Below are 17,316 nucleotides of genomic sequence, written 5' to 3' on the forward strand. Positions count from 1 at the left end.
GTAGTGCGGCGGATTTTGACTCTTTTTAAATAATGATATTTTATTTCTGTTCTTTTGCGCGGACTTTTATTGCTGGCATGTGCGGATATTAACAAATTCATACTGTATTTTCGGGTATTCTTTGCTGATGTAGTCACTTTCCGTTTGGTAAACTTGCGAATAACCTTATTCCTCTCAGCTGTAGTGATAAACGGGTAAGTTTTGTCTCAATATTATTTTTTGCACATGTTGGTATTTATGAACGGGATCACAAACAGACTTTTCTGTTGGCGGCGTTTTTGGGCAATCTTGCTCTGTTTCATGTCGCTGTTGGCGAGTCGCCAGGCGTTGAGTAAAGAGCTGGTGATGGCCACAACCTTTTCTCCCGGCGCCACGGCCTGGATTATCCAGCGCTGGCAGACGCAGCAGGGATCGGTGATGATTCGCACGTTAAACCGGACCAGCAGCTCGCTGGAACAACTGCTTGATACCGCGAATGCGGAAAATGTTGATCTCATTTTGACCTCATCGCCCATGCTGTTACAGCATCTTCAGGAGCATCAGAAGCTGGCGCCCTTTGATAATGCGCTGCCGGAAAGCCAGAGGCTGGTGCCTGAGTCTATTCGTTCTACCTCTGTGGCGGTGGCGATATCCGGTTTTGGCCTGCTAATTAACCGTTCCGCGCTGGCGGCGCGACACCTTTCTCCTCCTGCTGACTGGGCGGATTTAACGCAGCCTAAATATCAGAATGCGTTGTTGATGAGTAGTCCGTCACGTTCCGATACCAATCATCTGATGGTTGAGTCGCTGTTGCAGCAAAAAGGGTGGGAAGAGGGCTGGGCGACGCTGTTAGCGAGCGCGGGTAATCTGGTGACGATTTCATCACGCAGTTTTGGCGTCGCCGACAAAATTAAGAGCGGTCTTGGCGTTGCCGGACCGGTCATTGATAACTATGCCAACCTGTTGCTCAACGATCCGCATCTGGCCTTTACCTATTTTCCTCGCTCCGCAGTGTCGCCAACCTATGTCGCCGTTCTCAAGAACAGCCAGCACGCCAGTGAAGCGCGTCGTTTTATCCGCTACTTATTAAGTCCGGAAGGACAGCGGATCCTTGCGGATGCGAATACGGGAAAATATCCGGTTACCCAGCTCGCGCCAGATAACCCACGGGCCGCTCAACAGGCTATGTTGATGAATCAGCCTGCGCTTAATTATCGGCTGATCCTTAAGCGGCAGCGGCTGGTGCAACGGATGTTTGATACCGCCATCAGTTTTCGTCTCGCACAACTGAAAGATGCCTGGCGAGCGCTATACAGTGCGGAAGCGCGCCTGAAACGCCCGTTACCCGAAATCAGAGCCTTACTGACCAGCGTCCCGATAGATGCCAGGCGTAGTGAAGATGAGGCCTGGCTTGCTCAGTTCGATAACAAAAGCTTTGCCGAACAGCAGATGATGGAATGGCAGCTGTGGTTTCTTAAAAATCAACGTCAGGCGATAGCAAAACTGGAAGAATTAAAATGAAAGGTGGATCGATACTGCAACGCCTGCGGCAGCTCAACATCAGCAGCAGCCTGCGGGGAGCCTTTCTGACGGGCGCACTACTGACGTTGAGCGTAAGCTGCGTCAGTTTGTACTCATGGCATGAGCAGAGCTCGCAGATACGCTATTCGCTTGATGATTACTTCCCGCGCGTGCATTCCGCTTTTTTGATTGAAGGGAATCTTAACCTGGTTGTGGATCAGCTTAATGAATTCCTGCTGGCCCCCAACACGACGGTGAGGCTGCAACTGCGCAATCAGATAATTTCGCATCTGGATAAAATCGAGACACTGAGCCGGGGGCTACAACCCGCAGAACAACAGCAGCTGGCGGTGATTTTGCAGGACAGCCGGGCGCTGATGGCGGAACTGGACCGGGTGCTCTACAACATGTTCCTCGTGCGTGAAAAAGTGAGTGAACTCTCCGCACGCATCGACTGGCTACACGATGATTTTAACACCGAGCTGAATTCACTGGTGCAGGATTTTACCTGGCAGCAGGGGACGTTGTTGGATCAAATCGAGGCAAAAAGTGGCGATGCGGCGCTGTATCTCAAACGTGCCAGAGAGGTGCAAAACGAGCAGCAGCAGGTTTACACCCTGGCAAGAATTGAAAATCAGATCGTCGATGATTTACGCGACAGGCTTAATGAACTGAAATCGGGCAGCGACGACGGGATGCTGGTGGAGAACCATATCCGCTACCTGGAGAATCTGAAGAAAACCGCCGATGAAAACATCCGTACCCTCGATGACTGGCCCAGTACCATCACCCTGCGGCAAACCATTGATGAACTGCTGGAAATCGGGATGATGAAAAATAAAATGCCCGATACGATGCGCGATTATGTCGCTGCGCAAAAAGCGCTCATTGATGCCAACCACGCCAGAGAGGCAACGCTCGGGCGCTTTCGAACACTGCTTGAAGCGCAATTGGGAAGTAGCCATCAGCAAATGCAGATGTTTAACCAGCGGCTGGAACAAATTGTTCGCGTCAGCGGCGGACTTATTCTGTTGGCGACGCTGCTGGCGCTCCTTCTCGCCTGGGGACTTAACCACTACTTCATTCGTTCCCGGCTGGTGAAGCGTTTTACCGCGCTCAACCAGGCTGTGGTGCAAATCGGTCTGGGGCGAACGGACGCCACTATCCCGGTTTACGGGCGCGATGAATTGGGGCGTATCGCGGGCCTGCTGCGCCATACTCTGGGCCAGTTGAATGCGCAAAAAAATCAGCTTGAGCAGGAAGTGGCGGAGCGTAAGGAGATTGAGTCCGATCTCCGGGCAACGCAGGATGAGCTGATCCAGACGGCTAAACTGGCGGTGGTCGGCCAGACCATGACCACTCTGGCGCACGAAATTAATCAACCGCTGAATGCGCTGTCGATGTACCTGTTTACGGCGGGAAGGGCAATTGAGCAGGGGCAATCCGCTCAGGCCAGAAGCACGTTAACCAAAGCGGAGGGGCTGATTACCCGCATCGATGCCATTATCCGTTCGCTGCGTCAGTTTGCGCGTCGGGCTGAGCCGGGCGCGCCTTTACATCCGGTCGATCTACGACAAACGTTTACTGCTGCCTGGGAACTGCTGGCTATGCGCCATAAGCAGCAGGGTACGCTGACGCTTCCTGCTCACAGTGTGTGGGTGGCAGGTGATGAAGTGCGTATTCAGCAGGTACTGGTAAACATACTGGCAAATGCGCTGGATGCCTGTCCGGCTGCCGCGGAAATAGAGGTTCACTGGCAGGCTGAAGGCCACCGATTGTGTGTCTTAGTCTGTGATAACGGCCCCGGCTGGCCAGGCGCGTTGTTGCCATCACTATTAAAGCCGTTTACCACCAGTAAGGATGTGGGGCTCGGTATTGGTTTATCAATTTGTGTATCGTTAATGACGCAAATGAACGGCGAGCTGCGCCTGGCCTCGACGCCGGGGCGCAATGCCTGCGTCGTGCTGCAATTTAATCTGACGGATGTAAACGATGTTGTGTGATGAATATGCTGTTTTGCTGATTGATGACGATGCCGATGTTCTCGACGCTTACACGCTGTTGCTTGAACAGGAGGGTTATCGTGTATACGCATGCAGTAACCCTTTTGACGCCCGAAATTGGCTACAGGCCGACTGGCCGGGGATTGTCCTGAGCGACGTGTGTATGCCTGGCTGCAATGGAATTGATCTCATGACGTTGTTTCATCAGGATGATAATCAGCTGCCGATCCTGTTGATCACCGGCCATGGCGACGTCCCGATGGCCGTGGAAGCGGTGAAAAAAGGGGCCTGGGATTTTCTGCAAAAACCGGTCGACCCCGGCAAACTGCTGTTGTTGGTAGAAGATGCGCTGCGTCAGCGAAAATCGGTGATTGCGCGTCGCCACTATTGTCAGCAAAAGCTGCAGGTTGAGCTGATCGGTTACAGCGAATGGGTCAATCAGTACCGCCAGCGTCTGCAGCAGCTGGCGGAAACGGATATTGCCGTCTGGTTTTATGGCGAGGCGGGAACGGGGCGTATGACGGGAGCCCGTTATTTGCATCAGCTTGGGCGCAGCACCGAGGAACCGTTTATCCGCGGTGAATTGACGCCAGGCAATGCGGGACAACTCAATGACCTTATTGCCCAGGCGCAAGGCGGTACGCTGGTCCTGAGCCATATTGAATGCCTGACGCGCGAACAGCAGCACCAACTGGTGCACCTGCAAAGCCAGGAGCGGCGTCCTTTTCGCTTAATCGGCATTGGCGCCACATCGCTGGTGGAACTGGCGGCAACTAACCAGATTGTGGCAGAACTCTATTACTGTTTCGCGATGACGCAAATCGCTTGTCAGCCGTTATCACAGCGTCCCGATGATATTGAGCCCCTGTTTCGTCATTATCTGCAGAAAGCCTGTCTGCGCCTGAATCATCCGGTACCTGACGTTGACGGGGAACTCCTGAAAGGCATGCGGCGCCGCGTGTGGTTAAGTAATGTTCGGGAGCTGGCGAACGCCGCTGAGCTTTTTGCCGTTGGGCTACTTCCGCTGGCTGAAACCGCAAATCCGCAGCTGCATATGCCTGAACCGACGCCGCTCGATCGCCGGGTGGAGGAGTACGAGCGGCAGATTATTACCGAGGCGTTAAATATTCATCAGGGACGCATTAATGAAGTGGCGGAGTATTTACAAATTCCGCGTAAAAAACTGTATTTACGCATGAGAAAATACGGGCTGAGCAAAGAACACTATAAGTTTTAGTGGCGAGGTTCCAGAAGAAGAGACGTTGACAGTATTTCGGTGGCGGCGCGAGCGCTCACCGAAATACGCGACGGAAGTCTGAATTATCTGTTTGTTTTTCTTACCACATCAAATCATCAGGGACGACAAAATCAGCATACGGATCGTCTTCGTCCTTCGCTTCCTGGCTAAGCTCGCAATTTAATACAATATAGCTTGCATCGCGCTGGGCAATTTTATCGGCGACGACAGCCGGAATGATGGCATATTCGCTATCGCTGCTGCTTTCAGCCGTCAGACGCGCAATGGCCAGACGGCCCTTGATTAACTGCGACTGGGTCACTTTATCAACATAGACTTTTTTGATTAGGTTATTATCAGTGAAGTTGTAACCAATATCGCCACGAGAAATGGTGATTTTATTCATTTCAATAAGTTGTTTGATCTGCGCTTTATACTCTTTAGACAGCGCAGCCTGCTTTTGCTGCTCGCTGAGCTGTTTATCACGCTCGGCCTGTGCTTTTTTATTCTCTTCCACCGCCTCTCTGGCTTCACGAGCCTGAACGCGCGATTTTTTCGCCGTTCTCTGCACTTTTGCCATTTTTTTGCTGCTGACCAGACCGGCCTTAAGCATCTGTTCCTGTAGGGTAAGTTTTGTCATCGTCGCTTCTAATCCAATAAAATCGTTGTAAGGATTATAACCTTAAGGTTCGGTGGGAAGCCAGAATGCGGAGCTTTTCTCGAGCCCCTGACATTCATCCCGCTGGTCGTTTTATTTGAAGGAAGATAGATAATCCCCGGGTGCAGTTCCCATAACGCGTTTGAATGCCTGGTAGAATCCAGACAATGACTCATACCCGACGTGGCTGTAAATATCCTCTGTTTTCATACCCCTTCTGAGCATGTTTAATGACACATAAATTCTTAGTTTGCTCAATACCAGGTTCGGTGTATAGCTTGTCGCTTTTAATATGCGGCGAATAAATGTTGAGCGTGACATATAAGTGAAGCGAGCCATATCGTCCAGTGTCCATGAATGCTCAGGATTATCTAGTATAGCAATAATTAATTTTGCTAACGGTTCATCATTAGCAGCATTCAGTATATTTATATCAATGTCATATAAGGAAGTAGATTCACTAACCACATAGTGCAAAATAGCGTCAGTTAAATGGGCAATAATGCAATTATTTTCATCGGCAGAAGCATTAACTTCTGTCATTAATAACTCAAATAGAGAGTGTATTTTGTTACTGACGTCATCTTTTTTCTTAATAAGATATATATCCGGTAGTAAGGCAAACAGCAATTGACTGGCGATAGAGTTAGGTTGGATGAAACCACACAGCAGATCGGTGGAATTAGAAGATGAATCTTCAATTTTAATCATCTTTCTGCGGGGTAAGTCAACAATATTTGTATCTGGTGAGGAGGTAAGAAAAAATGGGAAGTTATTAAAAAAAACAGAATATCTCCTTGTTCCAGCATGATACGCGGTTGTTGGTTTAACAAATCCAGCCAGCATTCCCCGCCCAGAACGATATGAAAGCTCGGTTCTCCATAGGGGTATGTTGATGCTTTCCATTCGCTACAATATCTGCCGAGGTGGAAGACGGATGTACTTGCTTCACCTCCTTTAAGTAGCCAGCCTGAAGTATTCATGTATTCCCCAATATTGTCAGTAATAAAATGATTTTGAAACGATGTTGTATAGATAGTTTCGTTAAGTAACTATAAGATTTGTTAATCAAGTTATGTATTGCAGGAGAGGGTAGTGTTTCTGGTATTTACTAAAGATATTATGTTGCTACAGGCTATTTATCACCTTATCAAAACAGACGTTATTGTCCATATTCAGCATGCTGAAGACTTTTGCACTATAGAAGAGCGTAATGTAAAAGTGATAATTGATACGTTTAACAACAACATTTTCTATACCAGTATAGATTATCAACTGGAGAGGATACAACCAGCTAAGGTTTTCATACTTGCGCCATTTAGAATCAAAAGATGTTTCGGAGATATCCCTGTTGTTTTTATCAATCGAAACGTTTCGCTGCATGCTTTCATTACTTTGCTGAATTGCGATGAAAATCTTGATATCTCTCCAGAGTTATCGTTTTCTCGTCGCCAGCATCAAATTCTTACCTACATTTTGCAGCAAAAATCATGTTACTCAATTGCTGAGGAAATGCATATCTCATTAAAGACCTACTATTGCCATAAGTATAATATCATGTTGTTGCTGAAACTCAGGAAAATGAGTGATTTAGTACGACATCAAATATCATGTTATCTATAGTAACCAGATGCAGGATCTCGTGTTTCGAGATTAGGATTAAATTGTTAAAGTGCAGAAATGGCAAGTATTGTATAGCACAGCTTACCATGCCTGTATCATTTTAAAATGATAGTTTAATCCTATTCTCAAAAATAAGCACCACATACAATAATTAAGCAAGTTATTATTGTATGTGGCATAATATTTATTACATTACACCACAGAGACCTCTTTAATAGCAGGGTTTTTATTAAGCATAGAAATTACCTGAAATACATCGATTTCTTTTGTGCACTCTAAATTTGCCGTAAGTACATAACATTCAACCGTATCTTTAGCCAGTGAACGCACTTGTATGCGATAACCCTGGTCAGTAATCCAGGCCAGAACAGATTGTGCTGCACCGGCTGCAATACGTATGCGTAGTTGCAAGTGATGATTTAAAAAGCGATAGGTAAGCTGACGGAAGAACTCCAGCACGATGAGTGCCATAATCGTACCAGCGATGCCGACTTCATACATTCCACTGCCGATAACCAGACCTATTGCTGCAGTGACCCACACATCCGCTGCTGTCGTTAAACCTCTAATGGTTTGTTTTTGGACCAAAATATTCCCCGCGCCCAGAAAACCAACACCTGTGACAACCTGAGCTGCGATTCTGCTGGGGTCTAATCCAATATGTTCATGCCCAATAACATCATAGAAACCGTACTTAGAAACAATCATGAACATGGCACTGCCAATACCAATCAATATATGAGTCCGTACTCCTGCTTCTTTGGCGCGTATTTGACGTTCCAGACCAATTACGCCACCTAAGAAACTGGCTAACATGAGCCGTAAAAGAAACTCTTCAATCATAATGATTCTCTCTGTGCTGCAGTTAAAACGAAAATCACACATGCAGAAATAATTAAAATATTCTCACCTCAACCGTATTATTTAATTAATGACGATGTTCTGGCATTAATTCTTTATTTGGAACTAAGAATAACCATGATGAAATAACAAACGGCATGGTTAAGGTCGGCAGGCCAAAAGGCATTAAAAGCACATTCATTGCTGCCTGGATAAAGACCGTAAAGATAATTCCTGAAACGGTGTAAATAAAGACTTGCCAGCCAGGGTGATTAAAGACTGTGCCCAGTGCAACTGATGTGAGAACGGCGCTAAAGGCATACAATCCTGCCTCAATCTCGTGAGGATTGGCTCCCAGATAACAAGCAAGGAGTGTCGCAATAAAAGAGCCAATGATGGCATAACAGGCACATACGACAGATTCTACCGCCAGACCAGCAATGAAGAACAAACTAGCAAGGATCCCAGGGAATAAAAACACTTGTGAGACCCCATGTAGTGTACCGTCGATAAAAAAGCTAATTGAGTAATGGTTTTGAGACGCTGCTATGTAATGTTGTGACAATTCAGGGGCAGGAAGACCAGAGCCATAGATATTATGAAAAGCATAGCTGGCAAGTAGAATTACCCAGGTTGTCAGCACGAATGGGGCAGTTAGCGCAGCGACTTTCCATGTTTTTAGTATATCCGCAATGCATACCGTAGCAATAACCGATACAACACTACCAACGACCAGGCATAGCCACATTATTGGTGTCGCAGTTATAAATACAGGAATAGCAATGCCGACCAGACAGCCATTATAGCTATAGAGACCATCCCGCCAACTTTTAACATCATGGGCTATTGCCCCTGTTATCGAAGCCAGGACAGTTCCGACTATACACCCCCATGCTGCTAAAGGGTTGTTATTGTTATAAGCGGCAATAAATATAGCAATAAAAAAAAGTAACCCTGTGATGGGATTATTTTGGAACATTACCTGAGCACAACCACGTAATGATATATCAATAATTTTGAGAGAATAATGCTTATCCGTATTATTCTTCCATAATACCGAAATGGGGTGTATTGTCATCATTATGTACCAGTAGAGATTGTAAAGGATATTATTGTTTCCAGATAAACGGTGGCGGTAATTCTGCATTCAGAACGATTTTTCTTACCATAGCCCAAACCTTGCGAAGATGTTCTTTTATAACGGCACTGTCATTAGCGAGTATCTTAAATACAAGACCAGATTCCGCTGGTAGTGTTGACATACCATAGCAACAATCCTTACCATAATGCGCAGGGAAAGCTGCCAGAATGGATGATATATTTTCTGTAGGGGTTAATATGAAAATGGTGCCGAGAACCTGAAAATCTCCCATAACTCCGATCTCTGTCATTGGATGTTCTCTGGGTTTTAGCGCAATTTGCTCCTTAAAAACAACGTGTCCGGACTCATCTTTTGCAGTTACATTTGATGAATAATAGTCAAAACCGTTCAGCTCATTTTCATGGTGATAACGACGACCAGGTATAATGATTTCTGAATAAATAAGTGTTGCGCTTCTTTTATATTCAATCACGGTATCGTTAATAAATCTTGCGTTGCGGTGCAGGATTAAAGGGTCGGGTAGATATTCCAGATAAGCATTTTCGTTCAGCTGAATAATTTGAAGCTGTGCCCCATAGTTTTTATCCATGGAATGCACTTTGGTGGCTGATTGGGTACTGACGCTGGCGAAAGCATTTTCACCCACATTAATGGATAACACCATGCGATCCCCTTGTAGCACACAGCCTGAAGTTGAGATCACGGTCACGCAGGGAAGAGCGGGCAGCGCTTCGTCATGATACAAGGCCTTTTGTGCAAACAATGGTGTTCGTTTTTCCATACGATGAAGAATGCTTTTTCTCCCGGAACGGGTAAAGCTGAGATATAAAAAACCATCCTTCCCGATCGCTCCGCTGGGCATTTGCTCGGGCTGCTGACGATATTCTACAGGGATCTGCTTCTCCCAACACATCCGGGCCTTTTCCACCAGGTTATTCAAATTCTGTGGGTGAGTCATCCAGCTTTCCTTTAATCGTGTGGCCAAATAAAAAATCACGCTCAATCATGTCGACAAGCTGCTCAATACCTTCACCCGTTTTACAGTTAGTTAAAATATAAGGGCGACTATTTCTGACATGACGGGTATCCGATTCCATTACCTCAAGACTGGCACCGACATATGGTGCTAAATCAATTTTATTGATAACCAAAATATCCGCCTGTACCAGGCCTGGACCATTTTTACGTGGGATTTTTTCCCCTTCTGCTACGTCAATGACATAAATATAAAAGTCTGCTAATGCAGGGCTGAAGGTGAGGGTGAGATTATCACCACCGCTTTCAATCATTATTAAATCGCTATCTGGAAATTTGTCTTCCATTTCTTCAACGGCAGCAATATTCATACTGGGATCTTCACGTACTGCGGTATGTGGGCATGCCCCTGTTTCAACACCAATGATTTTTTCTTCTTCTAATATTCCTTTTAATGTCCTTTTGACCTGCTTTGCATCTTCTGTTGTAACAACATCATTGGTTACGATCAGGGGTTTATATCCCCGATGAATAAGAACAGGAGTAATAACTTCAATAATAGCCGTTTTTCCTGAACCTACGGGACCACCAATACCAATCCGGGTAATTTTCTTCATTACAAACCTCAGTTAATTCATAAATAAACGTACATGGGCATCGACGTGGATAGCCGCCAGAATATCGACTACCGGAGAAAATGAAGACATCTCTTCCGGACGGGTGTTATGCGCCATTTCAGCATAATCAGGAAAAAGTAACGTGGCCTCAGCCAGGATTTTTTGGCTATCCAGATGCGTAATCCTCATCAATCTTTGCGCCGCACTTAGAATAGTCATCGCTACACCATAAAAATGCATGACCAGCATAGCTTCTTCATCAAGCTCTAAACGATGCATCAACAAAGCATGAGAGACAGGATAAGTGCCATTAACACGGCCTTGACGAATTTGTTCAAGCCACCAGTCAAATACCCGCTCATGGTAAATAGCCGCTGCAAGCTCAGTTAATTTTTTACCCATTCTTTGGGTCATTAATCGGGATTCAGGTGATAGTTTTCTACTGATTACATCATTATCAATAGAGATAAGCTCACTTAACTTGTTATTGCGGCAGGCGCGCATGCTTTGTATTTGCGCGACAGCATCACATTTTGCAGCCTGCAAAAGTGCTGTACAGACATATTGTTTGAGGGTCTTGTCGTCATAGACAATTCCGCATGAAATTGCAGACTCAACCCCGCAGGAAAAAGTAAATGCCCCGACAGGAAGGACCGAATCTCCAAACTGCAGTATTCGTGCAATGTTCAGTAATCTGTATGAACTATCTGGCATATTCGGCAATCCTATTACGTTAGTGATCAATGTGTACATGTGTATGCGCTTCTTCAGTACCGCCAAACAGAAGTCTTGACTCAGATGGGGTTAAGAGTGGAATGACTTTTTCACCTTCAGTGAAGTAATATTGACCTTCTGTATACCCATGAGATTTCATTACCGAAGCCAACATTTTATCAGCAACAACAATAGGAATAAAAACGCAGTATCCTTTTATGACGGCCTTCCAGTGCTGATTCCCTAGAGCATGACCTAATTCAAAAGCACGGGTGAGAAGGTCGGTAATTTTCTCTACGCCAAATAATCCCAGGTCGACAATCATCACGCGTCGGAGCTGTATTTTTACAGTAAGTAAATAACGGTTATTTTTGTCATATAAAAGAATGTCGCCATCATTAAGACGGAGATGACGGTCCAGAGATAAACCGATATCGTAGCCGAGTTGACTTTTTTTTCGGCAACGACTTTTTTGTGCTTCCCATTGTTCGAGTACCAACACATCATGTTTAATACCTTCAGCAGAGAGGTCAAGCTCGCCACGAGAATTGATATTCCCGAGAGTTTTTTCAATTAAGTACATAGCTATTTTCCTATTAACCAAAGAAATATTTTTGATTCATTACCGCAGTTTGAATGGGTTGGCAGGTAGCGTGCACACCATCAACTTTGACGGCGAATGTCTCTGGGTTGACGTCAATTTTTGGGGTCGCATTATTTCTGATAAGATCGTGTTTACTGATATTTCGACAGTTTTGGACTGCGACAACCTGTCTTTCAAGACCCGCTTTTTCTTTAACGTCATCATCAAAGGCTGCCTGTGATACGAAAGTAAGGCAGGTATCCTGCAGGGTTTTCCCCATTGCACCAAACATAGGGCGATAAAATACTGGCTGAGGAGTAGGCAGCGAAGCGTTAGGGTCACCCATTAAAGACCAGTTAATCATTCCCCCTTTAATAATGAGTTTTGGTTTGGCCCCAAAAAATTGTGGTTCCCAGAGTACCAGGTCAGCCATCTTACCCACTTCGACAGAACCAATAATATGACTAACGCCTTGCGTAATGGCCGGGTTAATCGTAATTTTGGCGACGTATCGGAGAACGCGGAAATTATCATTATTTGGACTATCTTCCGGTAATTTTCCGCGAGCAACTTTCATGGCATGCGCAGTTTGTACCAGGCGAAGCCAGTTTTCGCCCACGCGTCCCATAGCCTGAGAATCGCTGGAGAACATAGATATTACGCCCATATCATGCAGGATATTTTCTGCTGCAATGGTCTCAGGACGAACGCGGCTTTCTGCAAATGAAACATCGGCAGCCACGTTAGGATTGAGGTTGTGGCACACCATAATCATATCGAACAGTTCTGCCTGGCTGTTGATCCCAAAAGGTAGTGTTGGATTGGTGGAACTTGGCAGGACGTTTGGTTGGCTGGCGACCTTAATAATATCCGGGGCATGACCACCGCCAGCGCCTTCTGTATGAAAAGTGTGAATTGTTCTTCCTTCAAAGGCGGCAATCGTATTCTCGACATATCCTGCTTCGTTGAGACTGTCAGTGTGTACAGAAACCTGAATATCCATAGCATCGGCGGTGCGAAGCGCATGTCGAAGCGCATTTGGCGTCGCGCCCCAGTCTTCATGTACTTTTAGCCCAACTGCACCGGCAATGATTTGCTCTTCGAGAGGCGCTTTATTGTAGGCATTGCCTTTGCCCAGGAGACCAATATTGACCGGAATTCCTTCCCATGCGCGTAACATAGCACGCATATTCTTAGGACCGGCAGTCACTGTGGTTCCATTCGTACCATCAGTGGGTCCTATACCTCCACCGAAGAAGGTGGTAACACCGTTAGACAATGCCGCATAAGCTTGCTGAGGTGAGATGAGATGAATGTGGGAGTCGATGCCTGCCGCAGTCAGAATCAAATGCTCGCCTGATATAGCATCGGTACTAAGCCCAACCGTCATTCCAGGTGTTATGCCGGACATAATTGCGGGGTTACCGCTTTTACCAATTCCCGAGATCAGTCCATCCTTAATGCCTACATCCGCTTTAATCACACCAAGTTTTGCATCAACTATCGTGACATTTGTAATAACCAGATCGAGGACCCCCTGGTCACGGGAATACTGATTATTCGCGCCCATTCCATCACGTAGAGATTTTCCTCCACCATAGACTGATTCGTCACCATAACCACGTAAATCTTTTTCGATTTCAATATATAAATCAGTTTCACCTAAACGAATTTTATCACCGGTCGTTGGACCAAACAGACTGGAATATTCCTTTCTGGATATAGTTGGCATAAGAGATCCTTAGCTGGGATGGTTTGGCATTTTGAAGCCGGCTTGCCGGGCGTTATCAATTAGTGATTTCAATTTTATTGGATCATTTATGACGTCAGCGAGCTGTTGACCAGTCATATCGACAAGATTATTAAATCCAAAAATATCGTTATTACCACTATAGGGGATGAGTTCTACCTCTATTTCATCACCTGGTTCAAAGCGTATTGCAGTCGTGGCCGTAATGTTTAAGCGTTTACCCAGTGCACTTTCACGATCAAACTCTAGTTCTTTGTTAACCTCAAAAAAATGAAAATGTGAGCCTACCTGAACAGGGCGATCTCCCGTATTCTTGACACGTACTTTTGTTACAGGTTTCTCTGTATTAAATGAAACAGGGGTATCGTGTAAAACGTAGCCACCATAGGGTACAGGTATTGCATTTTTATCTTCAGACATAGTCCGTTTCTCCTGCCATTAACGAATAGGATCGTGCACAGTTATCAGTCTGCTACCATCGGTAAAAATAGCTTCTACTTGTATTTGTGGGATAAGATCTGCGACGCCTTCCATGACGTCATCTTTACTCAGAATATCTCTTGATTTATTCATGACGGTTTCCAGATCATTTCCTTCTCTGGCACTCTCCATGGCTGTTGACGCAATAATAGCAACGGCTTCTGGATAATTTAATTTTATTCCTTTTTCTTTCCTGATTTGAGCCACACTGGCAAGTGAATAAATCATTATTTTCTCTATTTCTCTGGGGCTAAGTTTCATTAATTACTCCTTACCTGAAGGGGCATAAGCATCTTCGCCAAATGCTGAATAATCAGGAGATTGGCGCGCGTCATTGGTTGAAATTCGCACTGGGGTAACTTTATTAATTATCCATAAAATGAGCAGAGTAAAGATAAAAGACCATATGCTGGTAATCAGTACTGCGGCAAGTTGTTTCGCAACCTGCAATATTCCACCACCTTCCAGCAATCCTGATGGCCCTTTGCTGTTCCAGGCCTGAGAGGCAAAAACACCGAGTAGAATAGAACCAGTAATCCCACCCATACCATGTACGCCAAAAACGTCCAGTGCATCATCGACATATTTTTTAACGAGTAGTGCGCAGTAATAGCAGATAAAACCGGCAACAATGCCAATAAATGCGGCAGAATGAATTGAAACATATCCTGCTGCAGGTGTGATGGTGGCAAGACCTGCGACGGCCCCGGTCAGGAAACCTACGAACTTAGGTTTGCCGGTGTGCATTTTTTCAATTAATAGCCATGTTGCTCCCGCAAAAGCAGCAGTAATATCGGTGGTGACAAAAGCGGAAACGGTAATAGTGTTAACCTGTAATTCTGAGCCTGCGTTAAAACCATACCAGCCAAACCAGAGCAATCCTGCACCCAGAGCGATATAAGGAATGTTATGGCTACCATCAGGTTGAATGACTCGTCGCCCAACGTATAAAGCAGAGGCCAGCGCCGCGAATCCAGCTGTTGCATGGACGACGATACCACCGGCAAAATCAACCACACCCCATTTAGCCATTACGCCTTGTGGGCTCCAGACCATATGTACAAACGGACAATAAACGAATAAGGTCCATAGAGTAATAAATATCAAATATGCCTTGAACTTCACCCTGCCAACAAAAGCGCCAGTGATCAGGGCTGGGGTGATAATAGCGAACATCATTTGGTAAACAAAATGAACCAGAAGGGGGATCCCGGCGTTATTACCGGTAAACAGCGTGTTGGCATTGATATTATCTAAAAAAGCATAGTGAAGTGGATCGCCGATAATACCATTTAGACTAGGGCCAAAGGCTAAAGAATAACCGACAGAAAACCACAGTATCGCTACCCAGCTCATCGATACAAAACTTTGAAACATAATGGTGAGTATGCCTTTACGCTGGACTAAACCACCGTAAAAAAAAGCAAGCCCCGGTGTCATTAACATGACCAGACTGGTGCACAACAGCATAAATGCTGTATTAGCTGGATCCAGTATCTGAAACTGTACAGGTAATATTCCCATATCTCCTGTGCCCCTTGCTTAAGGTCTATAAAGATGATGTGTTTTAGCTATTCTTAGTACGAAGGGCTAATCACGACTTGTTGTTTTGACAGATAATTATTTATCTTTGAATGAATACAATTTTAATTGCGGGTTACGTTTGCAATATTCAATAACTTGCGGGATGCTGGTAAGATCGGTTTCATTCAAAGAGACTGAGTCTCCTCCTTTATAAACCGTTTCTTCATTAAGCATCCACCATGCGACAGGAAGCATTGCTTTGGGATTCAGATTGATAAACTCCTGACAGGTCATTTTGTCAGGACTGTTTTCTGCCGAATGCGCCAACGGGATACTTAGCATTAATAATGATAATAGAGGAGTAAATGTGATGAGTACGCGTTTCATATATAACCTCGCGGTGTATTGAATCAAATCTATTTACTGAAGCGGGAACTGCTGGGGGACAGTCCTCGCTTCAGTGATGTCAATAAATAAAATTATTGGTGTTGGCTTTACTACAGATCCTTTTTGATTTTATCCCACTCACTATCGGCTTTATTCTTAAAATTGGCTTTTTTATCCTGCATACATGCCTGAACCAGCGCAGGAGTCACAGTTTCAACGCCTTTAACATCCAGTACCGCATCTTCCGGTTTGTCTTTCTTATTCAGGGCCTCAGCAAAGCCAACAACGGTGGGTTGGAAGGTGGCATCTGTGGCAAGAAAATCCTCACATGTCCACTGGCTGACTGGCTTGTGACTGTCTGCCGCCTGACTTAATGCAGGGATAATGAGTAGAGAGCCAACGACAATGCTTAATGTTTTATTCATCTAAGGTACCTCTTGTTGTATCAATTAATATCGACGGGTGGAAAGTCTCATTGCGACTATTAATATATATCCTGGAACCGCATAAATGTCATATTTTGAATGAAACCGATTTTTTTATATGCTCAATATTTTCTTTTTATTTTAAAGAGTTGCACTTTGTTTAAGATGAAGTTATCAGACTATATTATTAACGATATGTTATTTATTAAAGATATTTAGCATAAATTAATGTTGTCAGTAGAACTCTGGCTAACAGGAGAAGCAAATGTTAAATGTAACACGAGATATTTTATCTAAGCTTGACGATGATGTGCTGGTTAAACAGCGGAGATTTCTTAAGTTTCTGGCATGCCTGATGTTCTTAGGTGGTGTACTTTTTATCCTTTTTCCGTATGTATCCGGAGGTGTACTGAGTATTATTGTCGGCGTAATTTTGATGTGTAGCGGTGTGGCATTGGCGATAGGTATGTTTAAGAACAGGGTGCATAACTTTTGGCCCGTTGTTTCTGGGGTAGTCGTCAGTATCGCATATTTTTTGATGGGCTATTTTTTCATTACGGCACCCGAGTTGGGAATTTTTGCTATTGCAACATTTTTAGCGTGTCTGTTTTGTCTGGGAGGCGTTATTCGACTGACCACATTTTTTAAGTGGCGTAAAGATAAAAAAGTATGGTTGCAAGGGGTGATCGGTATTGTGGATCTTTTTATTGCATGGTTTTTTATTACTGCTGAACCGCAGGCATCAATTTATATGGTGTCAATGGTAACGGGTATTGAACTAATGTTGAGTGGGATTAGCTGCGTATTTATTGCCAATCAGTTTCGTAAGCCATAGCATTACAGCCTCAGATAATATTATCACCAGGCCCCGGTAACGGGGTCATTAAGATATAAAAAA

General features: G+C 44.9%; 19 protein-coding genes and 1 pseudogene. 5 read left to right on the plus strand and 15 right to left on the minus strand.

The window, feature by feature from the left end:
* Window positions 1-306 precede the first annotated feature (306 nt).
* Genes pgtC through pgtA form a run of 3 tightly spaced genes read left to right on the plus strand, consistent with a single transcriptional unit; the run spans window position 307 to window position 4,740 of the window.
* Window positions 307-1,500: a phosphoglycerate transport regulator PgtC gene (gene pgtC, locus AC534G_RS07490; RefSeq protein WP_199981248.1), complete on the plus strand. Its 1,194-nt coding sequence runs from the start codon at window positions 307-309 to the stop codon at window positions 1,498-1,500.
* A gap of 11 nt (window positions 1,501-1,511) precedes the next feature.
* On the plus strand, window positions 1,512-3,503 hold the full coding sequence (gene pgtB / locus AC534G_RS07495) for a two-component system sensor histidine kinase PgtB (protein WP_170973253.1): 1,992 nt from the start codon (window positions 1,512-1,514) through the stop codon (window positions 3,501-3,503).
* Entirely contained in the window at window positions 3,493-4,740 is a 1,248-nt protein-coding gene (gene pgtA, locus AC534G_RS07500) for a two-component system response regulator PgtA (RefSeq protein WP_038642409.1), read from the plus strand. The genes pgtB and pgtA overlap by 11 nt, the downstream gene beginning before the upstream one ends.
* Window positions 4,741-4,840: 100 nt before the next feature.
* Here the strand turns inward: pgtA and AC534G_RS07505 are convergent, their stop codons facing one another.
* The 3 genes and pseudogenes from AC534G_RS07505 to AC534G_RS07515 all read right to left on the minus strand — a co-directional run.
* A complete protein-coding gene (locus AC534G_RS07505; RefSeq protein ID WP_038642407.1) occupies window positions 4,841-5,380 on the minus strand; it encodes a DUF2058 domain-containing protein in 540 nt (179 codons plus the stop codon).
* A 111-nt stretch (window positions 5,381-5,491) separates the two neighbouring features.
* Window positions 5,492-5,941: a helix-turn-helix domain-containing protein gene (locus AC534G_RS07510; protein ID WP_496594603.1), complete on the minus strand. Its 450-nt coding sequence runs from the start codon at window positions 5,939-5,941 to the stop codon at window positions 5,492-5,494.
* A pseudogene (locus AC534G_RS07515) lies at window positions 5,927-6,381 on the minus strand (cupin domain-containing protein); the annotation flags it as partial. The pseudogene AC534G_RS07515 and the gene AC534G_RS07510, both read right to left, overlap by 15 nt.
* A gap of 112 nt (window positions 6,382-6,493) precedes the next feature.
* On the opposite strand from AC534G_RS07515, the gene AC534G_RS07520 reads away from it, so the two are divergent.
* Window positions 6,494-7,021, plus strand: coding sequence for a helix-turn-helix domain-containing protein (locus tag AC534G_RS07520; RefSeq protein WP_069325416.1), 528 nt, complete (start codon window positions 6,494-6,496; stop codon window positions 7,019-7,021).
* Window positions 7,022-7,213: 192 nt separating this feature from the next.
* Here AC534G_RS07520 and AC534G_RS07525 read toward each other — a convergent pair whose 3' ends face one another.
* From AC534G_RS07525 to hdeA, 12 genes are all read right to left on the minus strand, one after another.
* Window positions 7,214-7,864 carry an MgtC/SapB family protein gene (locus AC534G_RS07525; RefSeq protein ID WP_110497268.1) on the minus strand — a complete coding sequence of 217 codons (651 nt, stop codon included), beginning with the start codon at window positions 7,862-7,864 and terminating at the stop codon, window positions 7,214-7,216.
* Window positions 7,865-7,949: 85 nt separating this feature from the next.
* Window positions 7,950-8,939, minus strand: coding sequence for an urea transporter (gene yut / locus AC534G_RS07530; protein WP_110497269.1), 990 nt, complete (start codon window positions 8,937-8,939; stop codon window positions 7,950-7,952).
* 31 nt (window positions 8,940-8,970) lie between these two features.
* Entirely contained in the window at window positions 8,971-9,921 is a 951-nt protein-coding gene (locus AC534G_RS07535; protein ID WP_110497271.1) for an urease accessory protein UreD, read from the minus strand.
* A complete protein-coding gene (ureG, locus tag AC534G_RS07540) occupies window positions 9,896-10,555 on the minus strand; it encodes an urease accessory protein UreG (RefSeq protein ID WP_069325413.1) in 660 nt (219 codons plus the stop codon). Before ureG ends, AC534G_RS07535 begins: the two co-directional genes overlap by 26 nt.
* Window positions 10,556-10,567: 12 nt before the next feature.
* Window positions 10,568-11,269: an urease accessory protein UreF gene (locus AC534G_RS07545; RefSeq protein ID WP_110498801.1), complete on the minus strand. Its 702-nt coding sequence runs from the start codon at window positions 11,267-11,269 to the stop codon at window positions 10,568-10,570.
* Window positions 11,270-11,288: 19 nt separating this feature from the next.
* Complete coding sequence (locus AC534G_RS07550; protein WP_110497273.1) at window positions 11,289-11,852, minus strand: urease accessory protein UreE; 564 nt, start codon at window positions 11,850-11,852, stop codon at window positions 11,289-11,291.
* 13 nt (window positions 11,853-11,865) lie between these two features.
* On the minus strand, window positions 11,866-13,584 hold the full coding sequence (locus tag AC534G_RS07555; protein WP_069325412.1) for an urease subunit alpha: 1,719 nt from the start codon (window positions 13,582-13,584) through the stop codon (window positions 11,866-11,868).
* A 9-nt stretch (window positions 13,585-13,593) separates the two neighbouring features.
* Window positions 13,594-14,022 carry an urease subunit beta gene (locus tag AC534G_RS07560; RefSeq protein WP_069325411.1) on the minus strand — a complete coding sequence of 143 codons (429 nt, stop codon included), beginning with the start codon at window positions 14,020-14,022 and terminating at the stop codon, window positions 13,594-13,596.
* Window positions 14,023-14,040: 18 nt separating this feature from the next.
* A complete protein-coding gene (locus AC534G_RS07565) occupies window positions 14,041-14,343 on the minus strand; it encodes an urease subunit gamma (protein ID WP_069325410.1) in 303 nt (100 codons plus the stop codon).
* A gap of 3 nt (window positions 14,344-14,346) precedes the next feature.
* Window positions 14,347-15,606 (minus strand): ammonium transporter, encoded by a 1,260-nt coding sequence (locus AC534G_RS07570; protein WP_496594527.1) that lies wholly within the window; start codon window positions 15,604-15,606, stop codon window positions 14,347-14,349.
* A 96-nt stretch (window positions 15,607-15,702) separates the two neighbouring features.
* The gene (gene hdeB / locus AC534G_RS07575; RefSeq protein WP_233638734.1) at window positions 15,703-15,948 is read right to left on the minus strand and encodes an acid-activated periplasmic chaperone HdeB; all 246 of its coding nucleotides are present in this window, start codon (window positions 15,946-15,948) and stop codon (window positions 15,703-15,705) included.
* Window positions 15,949-16,103: 155 nt separating this feature from the next.
* Entirely contained in the window at window positions 16,104-16,418 is a 315-nt protein-coding gene (gene hdeA, locus AC534G_RS07580; RefSeq protein ID WP_110497277.1) for an acid-activated periplasmic chaperone HdeA, read from the minus strand.
* A gap of 265 nt (window positions 16,419-16,683) precedes the next feature.
* Here hdeA and AC534G_RS07585 point away from each other — a divergent pair, with 265 nt between their 5' ends.
* Window positions 16,684-17,253: an HdeD family acid-resistance protein gene (locus tag AC534G_RS07585; protein ID WP_110497279.1), complete on the plus strand. Its 570-nt coding sequence runs from the start codon at window positions 16,684-16,686 to the stop codon at window positions 17,251-17,253.
* The last annotated feature ends 63 nt before the right edge of the window (window positions 17,254-17,316 follow it).

Source organism: Citrobacter sp. CRE-46, from assembly GCF_059615875.1.